The sequence below is a fragment of the Micromonospora citrea genome (genome assembly GCF_049629545.1).
GTDB lineage: Bacteria > Actinomycetota > Actinomycetes > Mycobacteriales > Micromonosporaceae > Micromonospora > Micromonospora citrea_A.
The window spans coordinates 13,134-27,645 of the sequence record NZ_JBNADX010000003.1 but is presented as its reverse complement, the minus strand read 5'-3'; the positions used below and the strand labels follow the sequence as shown (position 1 = coordinate 27,645).

17 protein-coding genes are annotated in these 14,512 nt (G+C 72.7%); 10 read left to right on the top strand and 7 right to left on the bottom strand.

Annotation, left to right across the window (positions count from 1 at the left end; all coding sequences use genetic code 11):
- The first annotated feature begins 132 nt into the window (after positions 1–132).
- The 5 genes from ACPFP2_RS04505 to ACPFP2_RS04485 all read left to right on the top strand — a co-directional run bounded on the left by ACPFP2_RS04505 (position 133) and on the right by ACPFP2_RS04485 (position 4,226).
- Entirely contained in the window at positions 133–393 is a 261-nt protein-coding gene (locus ACPFP2_RS04505; RefSeq protein WP_424086389.1) for a hypothetical protein, read from the top strand.
- Positions 394–962: 569 nt separating this feature from the next.
- Positions 963–2,330: an MFS transporter gene (locus tag ACPFP2_RS04500; protein WP_424086387.1), complete on the top strand. Its 1,368-nt coding sequence runs from the start codon at positions 963–965 to the stop codon at positions 2,328–2,330.
- A gap of 196 nt (positions 2,331–2,526) precedes the next feature.
- A complete protein-coding gene (locus ACPFP2_RS04495; RefSeq protein ID WP_424086385.1) occupies positions 2,527–3,309 on the top strand; it encodes an SDR family oxidoreductase in 783 nt (260 codons plus the stop codon).
- A 37-nt stretch (positions 3,310–3,346) separates the two neighbouring features.
- Positions 3,347–3,541: a hypothetical protein gene (locus ACPFP2_RS04490; RefSeq protein ID WP_424086383.1), complete on the top strand. Its 195-nt coding sequence runs from the start codon at positions 3,347–3,349 to the stop codon at positions 3,539–3,541.
- Between the two features lie 133 nt (positions 3,542–3,674).
- A complete protein-coding gene (locus ACPFP2_RS04485; RefSeq protein WP_424086381.1) occupies positions 3,675–4,226 on the top strand; it encodes a YbaK/EbsC family protein in 552 nt (183 codons plus the stop codon).
- Between the two features lie 63 nt (positions 4,227–4,289).
- Here the strand turns inward: ACPFP2_RS04485 and ACPFP2_RS04480 are convergent, their stop codons facing one another.
- The 4 genes from ACPFP2_RS04480 to ACPFP2_RS04465 form a co-directional block, all read right to left on the bottom strand.
- Positions 4,290–4,919 carry a DsbA family oxidoreductase gene (locus ACPFP2_RS04480; RefSeq protein ID WP_424086379.1) on the bottom strand — a complete coding sequence of 210 codons (630 nt, stop codon included), beginning with the start codon at positions 4,917–4,919 and terminating at the stop codon, positions 4,290–4,292.
- Positions 4,920–4,939: 20 nt separating this feature from the next.
- Positions 4,940–5,365 (bottom strand): SufE family protein, encoded by a 426-nt coding sequence (locus ACPFP2_RS04475; RefSeq protein ID WP_424086377.1) that lies wholly within the window; start codon positions 5,363–5,365, stop codon positions 4,940–4,942.
- Positions 5,366–5,563: 198 nt separating this feature from the next.
- Positions 5,564–5,983 (bottom strand): CBS domain-containing protein, encoded by a 420-nt coding sequence (locus ACPFP2_RS04470; RefSeq protein ID WP_091294023.1) that lies wholly within the window; start codon positions 5,981–5,983, stop codon positions 5,564–5,566.
- Between the two features lie 55 nt (positions 5,984–6,038).
- Complete coding sequence (locus ACPFP2_RS04465; protein WP_424086374.1) at positions 6,039–7,808, bottom strand: proline--tRNA ligase; 1,770 nt, start codon at positions 7,806–7,808, stop codon at positions 6,039–6,041.
- 146 nt (positions 7,809–7,954) lie between these two features.
- On the opposite strand from ACPFP2_RS04465, the gene ACPFP2_RS04460 reads away from it, so the two are divergent.
- From ACPFP2_RS04460 to ACPFP2_RS04445, 4 genes are all read left to right on the top strand, one after another.
- Complete coding sequence (locus ACPFP2_RS04460; RefSeq protein WP_424086372.1) at positions 7,955–8,482, top strand: SigE family RNA polymerase sigma factor; 528 nt, start codon at positions 7,955–7,957, stop codon at positions 8,480–8,482.
- The gene (locus ACPFP2_RS04455) at positions 8,479–9,594 is read left to right on the top strand and encodes a hypothetical protein (RefSeq protein ID WP_424086370.1); all 1,116 of its coding nucleotides are present in this window, start codon (positions 8,479–8,481) and stop codon (positions 9,592–9,594) included. Before ACPFP2_RS04460 ends, ACPFP2_RS04455 begins: the two co-directional genes overlap by 4 nt.
- Before the next feature lie 91 nt (positions 9,595–9,685).
- Positions 9,686–10,828 carry a TolB family protein gene (locus tag ACPFP2_RS04450; RefSeq protein WP_424086368.1) on the top strand — a complete coding sequence of 381 codons (1,143 nt, stop codon included), beginning with the start codon at positions 9,686–9,688 and terminating at the stop codon, positions 10,826–10,828.
- Positions 10,829–10,863: 35 nt separating this feature from the next.
- A complete protein-coding gene (locus tag ACPFP2_RS04445; RefSeq protein WP_424086366.1) occupies positions 10,864–11,610 on the top strand; it encodes a class I SAM-dependent DNA methyltransferase in 747 nt (248 codons plus the stop codon).
- A 111-nt stretch (positions 11,611–11,721) separates the two neighbouring features.
- Here the strand turns inward: ACPFP2_RS04445 and ACPFP2_RS04440 are convergent, their stop codons facing one another.
- Complete coding sequence (locus ACPFP2_RS04440) at positions 11,722–13,065, bottom strand: hypothetical protein (RefSeq protein ID WP_424086364.1); 1,344 nt, start codon at positions 13,063–13,065, stop codon at positions 11,722–11,724.
- Positions 13,066–13,196: 131 nt separating this feature from the next.
- Here ACPFP2_RS04440 and ACPFP2_RS04435 point away from each other — a divergent pair, with 131 nt between their 5' ends.
- Complete coding sequence (locus ACPFP2_RS04435) at positions 13,197–13,430, top strand: hypothetical protein (RefSeq protein ID WP_424086362.1); 234 nt, start codon at positions 13,197–13,199, stop codon at positions 13,428–13,430.
- 99 nt (positions 13,431–13,529) lie between these two features.
- On the opposite strand, the gene ACPFP2_RS04430 is transcribed toward ACPFP2_RS04435, so the two are convergent.
- Together ACPFP2_RS04430 and ACPFP2_RS04425 are read right to left on the bottom strand one after the other, a co-directional pair.
- Entirely contained in the window at positions 13,530–13,715 is a 186-nt protein-coding gene (locus tag ACPFP2_RS04430; RefSeq protein WP_424086361.1) for a DUF397 domain-containing protein, read from the bottom strand.
- Positions 13,706–14,509: a helix-turn-helix domain-containing protein gene (locus ACPFP2_RS04425; RefSeq protein ID WP_424086359.1), complete on the bottom strand. Its 804-nt coding sequence runs from the start codon at positions 14,507–14,509 to the stop codon at positions 13,706–13,708. Before ACPFP2_RS04425 ends, ACPFP2_RS04430 begins: the two co-directional genes overlap by 10 nt.
- Positions 14,510–14,512 lie beyond the last annotated feature (3 nt).

Genomic DNA, 14,512 nt, shown 5'->3' with positions numbered 1-14,512 from the left:
CAGGCGACCTGGCTTCCCGCCTCGACGCCCGTTATGCCGCCGGTACAGGGGAAGTTTCCGCTGCTGGTGGGGCATGGACGCAGGTGGCCGTGGAATCCGGGTGGGCGTCGGAGGAACCCAGGGGAGGTCGGGATGAGCGCGATCACGCGACACCTCAGCGGCGGCCACGAGACGGTCCGCGCGTACGCCCGTCGGGTGGAGATCCCGATGCTGGGCGAGGTGGCGGTACCGTCACCGGACAAGGTCGCCTACTACGCCGGCCTGGGTGTGCTCGCCGCCCTTCAGGTCATCGAGTGGCCGCTCGCCCTGGTGATCACCGCCGGGCATCTCCTCGCCGACCAGCACCTCTCCGGGCTCGCCAAGGGCGTCGGCGAGGCGCTCGAGTCGGCCTGAGGCCCTTCGCCGCCCGCGTCGGCGGGCTCCCGGTGTCCGCCGCGGCTGGCGGGAGTGCGGCATCAGCCTGACGGAGCGTGCGGGTCCTGCGGGGGTCCGGCACACCGGTTCGCACGCTTTGCTCTGCACCCACGGACGCGCCGGCAACGATGCGTGAGGGTGGCGCTCGTAGCTGATCGGGCTGTCTCCGCCGATCGCGCTGGTCGAAGCGGTGTCGCGTCCATGGGTGCAGAGCAAAGGGCGGATCGAGGGTGGCCGGGCCGACCCGCTGCGAGCACCCAGAGTGATCAGGAGGCCCAGTCACTACGAGTGACCGGCGATGTGGGTGAGCTGGCGGCTGTCCGCGTGCGGCCGGCGGCGGGCCGGCAGGTGAGTTGACCTCAACCCGGGTTGAGGTCGCAGGCTGGGCCCATGCTGATCGAACTGCTCCGGTCCGAGGCGGGCCGGATCACGACGCCCCGCCATGGGTGCGCGGCGGGCCGGGCCACGACGCCCCGCCACCCGCACCGGCCGGCACGACCGCCGTCGCCGGCCCGTACCGACCGGTGGTACGGCCCGGCGGTCGGTCGATGACGGCGACGGTCGAGGCGGCCACCCCGGTCGCCCGCCTGTACGACCCGCGCCTGCGCGCGATGACCGTGGGCATCGTCGCCCTGGTGTCCCTGCTGGCCTTCGAGGCGCTGGCCGTGGGCACCGCGATGCCCACGGTCGCCCGGGCGCTCGACGGCCTCGCCCTCTACGCGCTCGCCTTCGGTGGCCCGTTCGCCGCCGGGGTGCTCGCCATGGTGCTCTCCGGCATCTGGTGCGACGTCCGAGGGCCGCGCGTACCGATGTGGACCGGCGTCGGACTGTTCGTGGCCGGGCTGCTGCTGGCCGGCAGCGCCACCGCGATGGGGCAGCTCGTCGTCGGGCGGGCGGTACAGGGCCTCGGCTCGGGGCTGCTCTCGGTCGCGCTCTACGTCGTGGTGGGCCAGGCGTACCCGGAGGAGCTGCGCCGGAAGGTGTTCGCCGCGTTCGCCGCCGCCTGGGTCGTACCCTCACTGGTCGGTCCGGCGGTGGCCGGGCTGATCGTCGAGCACCTGGGCTGGCGATGGGTCTTCCTCGCCGTGCCGGCGGTGGCGGTGCCGGCGGCGCTGCTGGTCCAGCCCGGCCTGCGGTCGCTGCGCACGCCGGGCGTCGCCGGGCTGCCCGCCGGGGCGCTGGCCCGGATCGGCTGGGCGGCCGGGGCGGGGGTGAGCGCCGCACTGCTGCACCACGGGGGGCAGCAGCGCGGCGCGTCCGCCGTACCGCTGGTGGTGGTCGCGCTCGTCGGCCTGGGCGTCTGCGCGCCCCGGGTGCTGCCGGCCGGTTTCCTGCGCGCGGCCCGCGGCCTGCCCACGGTGATCGGGCTGCGCGGGCTCGCCTCGGCGGCGTTCGTCGGGGCCGAGGTGGTGATCCCGCTGATGCTCTCCCGCGAGCGGGGATTCACGCCGACCGCCGCCGGTCTGGTGCTCACCGTCGGCGCGCTGGCCTGGTCGGCGGGCTCCTGGTTGCAGGGACGGCTGCCCGCGCCCCGCACGTCGGCGACGTTGCCCCGCGCCGGGCTGGCCTGCATCTCCGCCGGCACCGCCACGGTCGCCCTGACGGTGTGGCCGGCGGTGCCCGTGGCGGTCGGGGTGCTCGGCTGGGCGGTGGCCGGCGCCGGGATGGGTCTGCTCTACCCGTCGTTGTCCGTGCTGACCCTGGAGCTGTCCGCCCCCGACGAGCAGGGACGCAACAGCTCGTCACTGCAACTGGGCGACTCGCTCTTCGCCGCCACCGTGCTCGCGCTCACCGGCGCCGTGCTCGCCGCCGGCGCCGCACCCGGGCCGATGGACTACGCGGGGACCCTCGGCGTCGCCGCAGCCTGCGCGCTGCTCGGCCTCCTCCTGGCCCACCGGGTCGCCCCTGCCGCCTGAGGGGAGCCCCGGCCGACCCACGGGGGTGTCGGACGCCGGGCGGGATCGGGAGATCCTGCCTGACCGGGTGGGCTGGGCGGCCAGGATGAGAAGGCGATGAGCTTCCTGACGATCCTGGTCGCCATGGCCGACCTGCTGACATGACGTCACGATCGGGTCGGCCGTCCCGTCGACACGGCGACAGGGAGGAGCCGAGATGAAGGTTCTGGTCACCGGAGCGGGCGGCACGCTGGGGCGGGCGGTGCTGCCCCGGCTGCGCGCCGACGGGTTCGACGTGCGGGCGACGAGCCGGCGTCCCCGGCACGACCCGGGAGCGGACTGGGCGGTGATGGACCTGGCCAGCGGGGCCGGGCTGGACGAGGCGGTGGCCGGCACGGACGCCGTGCTGCACCTGGCGTCGCTGCCGAACAGCCGGCACACCCACCGGGTGGATGTGCTCGGCACCCGCCGGCTGGCGCTCGCCGCCGGCCGGGCCGGCGTCGGTCACCTGGTGTACGTCTCGATCGTCGGCGTCGACCGGGTTCCGCTGCCCTACTACCGGCACAAGCTGGCGGCGGAGCGGGTGGTGGGCGCCGGGCCGGTGCCGTGGACGGTGCTGCGGGCCACCCAGTTCCCGCCGTTCCTGGACGGGTTGCTGCGGGTGTCGAGCCGGCTCGGCCCGGTGATCGGTGACCCGGCGGTCCTCGCCCAGCCCGTCGACCAGCGCGAGGTCGCCGGCCGGCTCGCCGAACGGCTCACCGCCGGCCCGTTGAACGGTATCGAGGAGTACGCCGGTCCGCAGGTGCTCCGCTTCGACGAGGTGGTACGCGCCTGGCAGTCGGCGCGCGGCTCGCACCGTCCGCTGCTGCCGGTCCGGTTCCCCGGCCGGCTCGGCCGGGCGCTGCGGGACGGCGGTCTCACCACCACCGCCACCCCGACCGGCACGCGCACCTGGGCGGACCACCTGGATGACACGTACGGGCGAACCGGCGCAAGATGAGGGCTCCACTCGTTCACGTCCGTCCTACCGTGACGCCATGTTCACCCTCGTCGCCACCGTGATCCTGTACGTCTTCGGCTTCGTCTTCCTCTACGGAGTGATCCGGCTCGCCGTCCGGCACGGCATGGAGGACCTGGAGGCGCGCCGCCCGCAGGTGCTCCGCAGCGCGCAGAGTTCCTCCGCCGACGACGCCGCCTTCATGCGCCAGAACGCCTTCCTCGGCGGGAACTGACCGCGCCACCGCCACCGCCGACCGTCGGGCCACCCCCCGCTGTCGGGTCGCTGTCCGCGTCGACCGTCCACGTCGCCCGTGGGCGTGGTCCGACGGGCGGATCGGGGCGACGGGTGCGAGGATCGCAGCCGTGATGGGGACGCTGAAGACCGAACCTGCCCGGGCCCGCCTCGACCTGCTGGCGTCTCCGGTCGCCGCCGCGTTGGAGCAGTGGCCCGCCGACGCGCCGATCGACGTGGACGACGTGCTGGTCGCCCCGATCGACGCCGGCCTCGCCGACACGGCCGCCTTCTGCGCGGCGTACGAGGTGGGGTTGGAGGTGTCGGCCAACTGTGTGGTGGTCGCCGGCAGGCGGGAGGGCGAGATCCGCTACGCCGCCTGCGTCGTGCTGGCCACCACCAGGGCCGACGTCAACGGCGTCGTCCGCAGGACGCTGGGTGTCCGCAAGGCGAGCTTCGCGTCGATGGACGACGCGGTCGAGCTGACCGGGATGGAGTACGGCGGGATCACCCCGATCGGGCTGCCGGAGTCCTGGTCGATCCTGGTGGACTCCCGGGTGATCGCCGCCCCGCACGTGATCGTCGGATCCGGCGTACGGCACAGCAAGATCGCGATCCCGGGGCCGGCGCTCGGCGCCCTGCCCGGTGCGACGGTGATCGAAGGGCTGGCCAGGTCGGCCCAGTGACTCACCGGCGTCGATCCCGTTTCATGTGAAACAGTCCCGACGCCGGTCCTTACCGCTGGGGTGTCAGGCCGCCTCGCGGCGGTCCACCTCCTGGAGCGCGGCGAGCAGCGTCTCCGGCTCCTGCGCGCCGGTCACCGCGTACCGGCCGGCCAGCACGAAGGTCGGCACGCTGCGCACGCCGAGCTGGTGGGCGGCGGTCAGGTCGGCGGCGACCTCGCGCCGGCCGAGGTTCGACTCCAGGTGCTCCCGGGTCTCGGTCTCGTCGAGGCCGACGGAGACGGCGAGCGCGACCAGGGCGTCGCGCGAGGCGACGTCGACACCGTCGGTGAAGTGCGCCCGGTAGAGCGCCTCGACGACCTCCTCGGACCGGCCGCGCTCGGCGGCGAACCGGACCAGGCGGTGCGCCTCGAACGTGTTGGCCTGCACCGCGCGGTCGAAGCGCATCTCCAGCCCCACGCCGGCCGCGACCTGCGTCACCTGGGCGGCCATCGCCTCGGCCCGCTCCCGGCCGCCGAACTTGTCGGCCAGCGCGTCGACCAGCGGACGCGGCTCGGTGACCGGCGTCGGGTCGAGCTGGAACGGCCGGTACGTGACGGTCACGTCGCCGTCGTACGACTCCAGCGCCTGCTCCAGCCGGCGCTTGCCGATCCAGCACCAGGGGCAGACCACGTCGGCGTAGATCTCGATCTCCATGATCGAGGTGAACGCCCAGCTCAGGACGCTTGTTCCCGGACCTGGCGCTTGAGTCGGGCGAGGATCGCGGTGCCACCCCGTACGCGCAGCGGGCTGATCGCCTGGGCCAGCCCCATCCGCTGGTAGAGGTCGTCCGGCACGGCCAGCACCTCGTCGGCGCTCGCCCCGGCCAGTCCTTCGGCGAGGATGCCGGCGAAGGCGCGGGTGGTCGGCGCCTCCGGCGGGCAGTCGAAGACCGTGCTCACCGTGCGGTCGGGCTCGACGGTCGCCCGGAGGAAGAAGGCGGTCTGGCACTCCGGAACCTGCTCCAGGTCGTCGCGGTCCGTCCCGGCCGGCAGCGGCGGGATGACGTCGGCGTACTCGAGCAGCAGTTCGAGCACCAGGTCCTTCGGCGCGGCGGCGAACTCCTCGACGATCTCGGCCAGCTTGGTCGGCATCTCGGGCATCCCGCCAGGCTACCGCCGCCCGCACGGCACGCCGACCGGTCCACCCCGCCACCGACCGGCCGGTCCGCCCACCACCGACGCCCGCCACCGCCCCGGACGCGCGGCGGAGCACGCGCACGAGTCGGCCCGGCACCCCACCGAGGAGGGGTGCCGGGCCGTTGTCGTGGTCCCGCCGGACGGGCGGGGGCGGCGCAGGTCTCAGGCGCTCGGGGACGCCTCGCTGATGTCGGCGAGGGCCGAGGTGGGATCGAGCTGCATGGCCAGGTCGCCCAGGGAGACGATGCCGACCAGCTTGCGGTCGTTGTCGCAGACCAGCACCCGACGGATGTTGCGCTCCCGCATCAGCGAGGCGGCCTCGGCGGCGGTGCAGTGCTGCTCGATCATCACCACCTCGCGGGTGATGATCGAGCCGATGGTGGTGGTGCCCGGGTCGCTCCGCTCGGCCACCGCGCGTACGACGATGTCGCGGTCGGTCAGCATGCCGGCGAGGGTGGCGCCGTCGGTGACCACCACGTCGCCGATGTCCGCCTCCTTCATCACCCTGGCCGCCTCGTCCAGGGGTGTCTCCGCCGGCAGGTAGACCACCTGCTTCGTCATCACGTCGCTGACCCGATACATGAGAGCCTCCACAACACCTCGGTCGATCCTGCTGCGGTACCCCGTGGCGCGATTGCTACACCCCGCCGCGCAGCGCCGCGCGCACCTCCGCCACCAGCCGTTCGACGAGCCCGTCGAGCGGCAGGTCCACCCGCTCGCCGGTGGCCCGGTCACGCAGTTCGACGTACCCGTCGGCGAGTCGGCGGCCGACCACGACGGCGCGCGGGATGCCGATCAGTTCGGCGTCGGTGAACTTCACCCCGGCGGAGACGTTCACCCGGTCGTCGACCAGCACCCGCAGGCCCGCGTCGGCCAGGCGTGCGCCCAGGTCGAGCGCCGCGTCGAGCTGCGGCCCCTTCCCGGCGGCGATCAGGTGTACGTCGCACGGCGCGACCGCCGCCGGCCACACCAGGCCACGTTCGTCGTGGTGCTGTTCGGCGATCGCGGCGACCGCCCGGGAGACCCCGATGCCGTAGCAGCCCATGGTGGGCCGGACCGGCTTGCCCTGCGCGCCGAGCACGTCGAGCGCGAAGGCGTCGGTGAACCGGCGGCCGAGTTGGAAGATGTGCCCGATCTCGATGCCTCGCCGCATGGTCAGCTCGCCGTCGGCGCACGCCGGGCAGGGGTCGCCGGGGCGTACCTCGGCCGCCTCGATCGTGCCGTCCGGGGTGAAGTCCCGGCCGCAGACCACGTTCGTGGCGTGCCGGCCCGGCTCGTTCGCCCCGGTCAGCCAGGCGGTGCCGGGGACCACCCGCGGGTCGACCAGGTAACGGACGCCGAGCTTGCCGAGGACCTGCGGACCGAGGTAGCCGCGGACCAGTTCCGGGTGGGCGTCCCAGTCGTCGAAGACCGCCACGGTGGCCGGGTGCAGGGCCGCCCCGATCCGTTTGAGGTCCACCTCCCGGTCGCCCGGCAGCCCGACCACCAGCAGTTCGGTCGTCTCCGCGCCCGGCCGGCGTACGGTCAGCACCACGTTCTTCAGGGTGTCGGTGGCGGTCCAGTCGTCGCGGCCGGCGAGGCGGCGGGTGTTGGCCAGCTCGACCAGGGAGGCGATGGTCGGCGTCTCCGGGGTGTCGTGCACCTCGGTGGCCGGACGCGCGTCCGGGTCGGTGGCGGTCGGCGCGCGGGTCGTCACCGCCTCGGTGTTCGCCGCGTAGTCGCAGGTGGTGCAGCCGACGAAGGTGTCCTCGCCGACCGGCGTGGCGGCCAGGAACTCCTCCGACGCCGAGCCGCCCATCGCGCCCGACATGGCGTGCACCACCGTGTAGTCCAGCCCCAACCGGTCGAAGACCCGCTGGTACGCGACCCGGTGCCGGTCGTACGACGCCTGGAGTCCGGCCTCGTCGAGGTCGAACGAGTAGGCGTCCTTCATCAGGAACTCGCGCCCGCGCAGCACGCCGGCCCGGGGACGGGCCTCGTCGCGGAACTTCGTCTGGATCTGGAACAAGGTCACCGGGAAGTCCCGGTACGACGAGAAGAGGTCCTTCACCAGCAGGGTGGCCATCTCCTCGTGGGTCGGGGCGAGCAGGTGCTCCGCGCCCCTGCGGTCGGCGAGGGTGAAGATGTCGTCGCCGTACTCCGTCCACCGGCCGCTGGTCCGGTACGGCTCCGCCGGCAGCAGCGCCGGGAAGTGCACCTCCTGGTCACCGATGGCGGTCATCTCCCGCCGGACGATCTCGGTCACCCGGTCCAGCACCAGTTTGCCCAGCGGCAGCCAGGTGTACCCGCCCGGCGCGGCGCGACGGATGTAGCCGGCGCGGACGAGGAGCCGGTGGCTCGGCACCTCCGCGTCCGCCGGGTCCTCACGCAGGGTCCGCAGCAGCGCAGTCGACGTACGAAGCAACATCCGCGCAGCGTACGACCGTTGCGGCCGGGGGGACGACCCGTTTCGGTCCACGGCGGTCCAGATACCGTCGGTCCGGCGGCAACCCCGCAGCCCTCGACTGACGTCTGGAGGGTCGTCGACGACCAACAGCAAAGGACCGACCCGGTGTGGACCCCCTCCTGAGTGAGTTCGACTCGTTCGTCCGTGCCCGCACGCCGGCGCTGCTGCGCTCGGCGTACCTGCTGACCGGGGACCAGCACCTGGCCGAGGACCTGGTGCAGTCGGCGCTGGCCCGTACCCACCGCTCGTGGGGCCGGCTGCACGACACGGGCAACGCCGAGGCGTACACCCGAAAGACCATGTACCACCTCCAGGTCTCCTGGTGGCGACGCCGCCGGGTGCGTGAGTCGGTGACCAGCGAGCTGCCCGAGCCCCGCCGGCACGACGTCACCGACCACGCCAGCCAGACCAGCCTGCGGATCACCCTTCGGGGCGCGCTGGCCCGGCTCTCCACGAAGCAGCGCGCCGTACTGGTGCTGCGCTTCTTCGAGGACCGCAGTGAGGCCGAGGCCGCCGAGCTGCTCGGCGTCACCGTCGGCACCGTCAAGAGCCAGACCTCCAAGGCCCTGGCCAAGTTGCGCGCCGTCGCGCCCGAGCTCGCCGAGCTGTACGTCCTGGAGGGAAGCGCCCGATGAACGACCAGCGTCTCCGGCTCGACCTGGCCGACCTGGCCGAGGAGGTCACCCCGGTCGACCTGCGGGACCGTGCCCTGCGGACGTCCCGCCGGCTCGGCATCCGGCGGGCCGTAGCCAACTCGGCGGCCGTGGTGGTGCTGCTCGGCGCGGCCACCGGCACCGCCGTCGCCATCCGTCCGGATGCCGGCCCGGCCCCGACCCTGCCCGGCGGCACCCCGTGGGCCACCGCCGACTCCACCGCACCGACGCCCCGCCCGACCGCTTCCGCGGTGCCGATCGGTCGGGTGTTCTACGTCCCGGGGTCGGGCGGGCAGTCGCCCACCGCGCTGACGGCGTGGCAACCCGGAGCCGCCCCCGTCCCGCTGATCGAACTGCCCGGTGCCGCGTCGGGTGCCGACGTGGCAGTCTCACCCGACGGCGACCGGGTGGCCTGGGTCCAGGACGCCGAACTCTGGGTCGCCGGGGTCGACGGCATCGGCCGCCGCAAGCTCCGGGACGGGGTGCTGGCCGGCTGCTGGGGCCCGGCCTGGGTGCCGTCGGTCGACGCGCTCAGTGTGGGTCTGCCGCCCCTGTCCGAGGGCCGGGCCGGCGTCCGGCGCGGCCTGGTCGACCTGCTGACCGGCGAGGTGGCGAACCTCCGGGTGCAGGGAGACGGGTGTCATCCGGTCTGGTCGGCCGACGGCCGGGTCCTCGCGTACGCGGACGCCGACGGCGGGTTGGTGCTGGCGGGTCCGGCCGGGGAACGGGTCCGCCAGGTGCCGGGGCTGGGCGGGAGTGCCGGTTGGAACAGCTACGACGTGGCCAGCCTGTCGCCAGGCGGCTCTTGGATCGCGTTGCTGCGGATCGGCGCGGGACAGGACGCCGGGGATCCGGCCCGGGACCTGGCCGCGAACGTGGTGCTGGACACCCGGACCGGCGAGGCCGTCGACCTGCCGTTGGGCGGGCGGAAGCTGCTCCAGGCGTACTTCCGGGCCGACGGCTCGCTGGTGGCCCGGGTCGAGGCACCGGACGCCAACCACCTCGTGCTGATCGGTGCCGACGGGCGTCGGATCACCGAGGTCGTCGAGCCGCCGGCGTTGAGACAGCAGCAGATCCTCGCCGTGGTCGGCTGACCCGAGCCCGGGTCCGCGCGCAGATGTCGGACAGTGGCCGCCGTCGGCGGCAACCTCCCGGCCGTGGAACCCGTCAGGAGGGGTGACGACCATGTCCGACCCCGGAGGCGACACCATGACCATCGAGCTGACCGACCGGGCTGCCCGTCCCGCACGCCCCCGCCGGGGCCGGCACGCGATGACGGGTACGGTGGCGCTGCTGGTGCTGGCCGTGAGCCTGTCCGACCTGTCCGGGGTACGCCGACCCGCCGCCACGCCGACCGCCGACGTGGGCCCGGTGCCCGCGAGCAGCCCCGCCCCACCTCCGCCGGCCCCTGCCCCACCAGTCCCCTCCACTGTCCCGCCCCGGGCGACCACTTCGGCCGTCACCCCGGTCGGACCGCCGAAGGCGCTCGGCCGGCTCTTCTACGTACCCGACGGGAAGGTCGCCGGCCGGGAGCGGGTCCGGTTGCGGTCCTGGCGGCCCGGGGAGCGACCCCGGACGCTGGCCGTGCTGCCGCGGATCGCGGCGCTCGCCAACGCCAGCGTCTCCCCGGACGGCCGCCGGGTCGCCTGGGTGGACCCGGCGCGGGCGGCCACCCTCTTCGTCGCGGACGTGGACGGCTCTCGCAGGCGCACGCTGGCCCGGCACGTGGACGCGTACTGCGTGACCCCGACCTGGTCCCCGGACTCCCGGCGGCTGCTGTTCCGGGAGGCCGACCCGCTGGGCAATCCCGGCCGGTACGGGGTGCTGGACACCGTCGGGCGTCGCGCGCCGGTGACCTGGTGGGACGTCGAGCCGCAGGGATGCCACGCGCTCTGGTCCGCCGACGGCCGGACGGTCGCCATGAACAGCGCCACCGGGGTGACCCTGTACTCGGCCGACGGCCGTCGCCCGCGTCCGGTGCCGCACCTGTCGGGGCCGTCGGTGTGGCGCAGCGCGCACGTCGCCAGCCTCTCCCCGGACGGCTCCCGGATCGCCCTGACCCGGACCCGCCCGGACGAGCAGACGGGCGATGTCGGCCGGCTGCTCACGGCCAACGCGGTGCTCTGGACCCGGGACGGACGGGAGATGTCGCTGCCGACCGGAGGTCGCGAGCTGCGGCAGGTGTTCTTCCGGCCGGACGGTTCGGCGGTGCTGCGGGTACGCGCGGGTGCCGGACACGCGCTGCTGGTGGTCGGGCGGGACGGCCGGAAGGCCGGCGAGGTGGCGGAGCCGGCGGAACTGCGCGGCATGCAGATCGTGTCGGCCTGACCCGAATTCGTTCGACAGGGCGACCATTCAGGACGATGGTCGGCGGTATGCAGGACAAGGTCTGGGACGCCGACACCGCCCGCCGCTACGACACCCCGGGCACCGGCATGTTCGCGCCCGAGGTGGTGGACCCGGCCGTGGACCGCCTCGCCGCGCTCGCGGGTGACGGACGGGCGCTCGAATTCGCCGTCGGGACCGGCCGGGTGGCCGTTTCGCTCGCCGCGCGGGGGGTGCCCGTCACGGGCATCGAGCTGTCACCGGCGATGATCGAGCAACTGCGTACGAAGGTGGACGAGGCGACGATCCCGGTGATCACCGGTGATATGGCCACCGCCACCGCACCGGGCGAGTACGCGGTGGTCTACCTGGTCTACAACACGATCGCCAACCTGCTCACCCAGGCCGCGCAGGTCCAGTGCTTCCGCAACGCTGCCTACCATCTCACCCCTGGTGGTTGCTTCGTGATCGAGCTGTGGGTGCCGGAGCTGCGCCAGCTTCCGCCGGGCCGCCAGGCAACGGTCTGGCACTCCGAGCCGGGTTACATCGGCCTCGACACCTACGACGTGCTACGCCAGCACGTCGTATCCCATCATTTCCACTTCGACGCGGGGACGCAGGCCCGACTGTTCCGGACCCCGCATCGCTACGTCTGGCCGGCCGAGCTGGACCTGATGGCCCAGCTTGCCGGGTTCGAGCTGGAAAGCCGGCACGCGGACTGGGCGGGCGCGGACTTCACCGCCGACTCGCGTTCCCACGTCTCCGTCTACCGCCTCCCCTCCTGACCGCCCCCGTTCGCGGGATGTCGTGGTGTCACGAGTTCCGGATACCGCGACATCCCGCAAACGGAGGTCGCCGGGCGGTCGAGCAGGCCCGGGCTGCGACGAGCAGGGGCGTCAGCGGCAGCCGGTCACGACCACCTGGTTGCCGGAGGTGTTCGTGCCCTGGACGGTGTTGGCCGCGGTGCTGCGCAGCACGGAACAGACGCCGCCCTCGATCCGGGTGGTCTTGTTCTTCACACCGTCCTTGAACACGTAGAGCGGGCCTTCCTTCATGCCCGGGTTGACCTTGCGGGTGAGCCCGTTGCCGACGATCTTGATGGTCCGGCTGTCCGCCTTGGTGCCGCCCGCCCAGGAGAAGACGCCCTGGTTGTAGTGCTTGGTCGAGTTCGAGATGACGGTCAGCCCGTCGATGGTGGCGGTGCCATGGCCGTAGTCACCCCAGGCCATCTGGATCGGCGCGCCGTTGCCGTTGTGCAGGATCGTGGTGTTCCGGATGGTCAGGTCACCGTTGTAGAGCTTCACCGAGTCGTCCCAGGTGTCGATGAAGGTGTTCTCGATGACGGAGTTGGCGCCGCCGCTGAACCCGTCCGAGTTGTTGTGGTACTCGTCCCGGTCGTCGATGTAGCGCATGCCGGAGACGAGGAGCTGGGACTTCTTGGCGTGCATGTGGTAGAAGCGCGGATTGAGCGAGGTGTAGTTGCGCAGCGTCAGCTTGATGCTCGCCTCGGTGGATACACCGGCCTGGGTGAAGTCCTTGGTGTGCGGGCCGTTGCCGGTCACCACGGAGGTCTCCGCGTTCTTCCCGGCGATGGTCAGCGCCGCGGTGCGGTTCTCCGGAATGACGAAGTTGCCCTTCAGGGTCACCCCGGCGTCGATGACGATCTGCGACCAGGAGTTCGGCACGGTGAACTTGTCGATCGTCCGGCTCGCGGTGAACGTCGCCACCCCGTTGCTGACCGACGGGTTGGCCGCGTTGCTGCCGGGTGCCGGGGCCGACGCCGACGGGCTCGGTGCCGGCGGGTTCGGTGCGGGCGGGGTCGGCTGGTCGTCGTCGGGTTCGGTGGCGGTGTGCCGGACGGTGAACTTCACCGTACGCTCGGCCGCGCCCGCCTGGCCCACGGCACGTACGGCCAGGGTGTAGGCGCCCTCCTTCGCCTCAGCGGCGTTCCAGCCCGTCACGGTCGCACCGGTGTTGCCCATGAAGTGGTACGGCGTCTGCCGTTCCGTCCAGCGCACCGCGCTCGGCCCGGCCAGCGCGAACTCGACCCGGTCGACCTGGCCACTGGTCTGCGCCTCGATCCGCGCCGTCCCGCTCAACGTCGCGCCCTCGGCAACGCCGGTCACCGCGGTGATCCTCGGTGCGTCGGCGGCGGAGGCGGACGGCACGACCGCCCATACGCCGCCGGCCGCGACGGCCAACACGGCCGCCAACCCCAGCCCGCGCCGCGTTCGGGACATGCCACTCATTCGCTGTCTCCCAACTGCCTGCTCCCCGTGACTCTCGCGGGAAGGTTCGCCGGGAGACACTCCACGCTCACCGGTGAGGTTTCATGGGCGTACGGGATCTCCGGGCACGGCAGGGGGCCACGATGCAGTCAGCGTTGCGTTATCTGTTGGTCACCACGGTGCAGGTCGCCGGAGTGGTCGTCACCTTCGCCTTCCTCATGACGCTGGCGTTCGAGCCGGGGGAATGGCGGAAGCCGGACTGGGCGACCGACCTGCTGCCCTTGCTGGCGATGATCCTGGTGATTAACGCGCTGGTGCAGATCGTCCGGCTGCGACGGCGCGTGAGAAGAGAGCAGGGCGACCTGCATCGTCGATGACCTGAGGGCTCGACCACACCCGTCCACTCCGTTTGCGGCGTGTTGCGGTGTCCCGAGGCCCAGGAAACCGCGACACGCCGCAAACGGAGTGGAACGAGGTCAGGGGCGTTTGGTGTGGGCTACGAACGCCTGCCAGGCCCGGGGGGTGAAGGTGAGGACGGGGCCGGTGGGGTCCTTGCTGTCGCGTACGCCGACGACGCCGGGCAGGTTGTCGGCCACCTCGACGCAGTCGCCCTGGGTGCCGCTGCGGGTGGACTTGCGCCAGATGGCTCTGGTCAGGTCCATGACGTCACCGCCTTCTTCATCAGCCCGGTCGACTGCCGGCGGGACAGCGCCTCGCTACGCACGCTCTCCCATCTGGACAGCAGGATAGCTACCTCGTCATCGGTGTCGACCACTACGCCGCCGAGCTGGTGTTCGAGATGACCGACCCATCCGCCGTCTCCCGCGCGTGCCAGGGCGAAGGGGCCGACCAGCCCGACGTGCATCGACACGTCGGTCGGGATGATGTGGATGCTGACGTGCGGGCGTTCACTGCACTCGATGAGGCGGGTGATCTGCTCGGCCATGAGGCCGTGGAAGCCTTCCTCGGCGCGACGGAGGACGGCTTCCTCGATGACTGCCACGTACACGGGCGGGTTGTCGCCGGTCAGGATCGACTGGCGGTCCATCCGGACCGCGAGCCGCTTCTCGACCTCTTGGTCGCTGATGGTGTTGTCGGTGCGGATCACGGCTCGGGCGTAGTTCTCGGTCTGCAACAGGCCCGGAATCAGCGTGGGCTGATAGCACCGCATTTGCTGCGCCTGGCGTTCGGCTTCCAGCCACGGGCGGAACCAGCTCGGTTGCCCGTCCCGTTCCGCCAGCTTGAGCAGGGACGTCAGCAGTCCGCCCGTCCCCAGCACCTCGTCGGCCCGTTTGAGGAAGAACCGGTCGAGCGGCCGTTGCCCCAGCTCGACCGCCGACACCTGCGAGCCGGAGAAGTGCACCAGCTTCCCGAACTCCTCCTGACTCAGCTCGGCGTTCACCCGCAGCCGCCGGAGTTGCGCGCGGATCAGCTCCGCGGTCGGCTCACCTTCCACCCG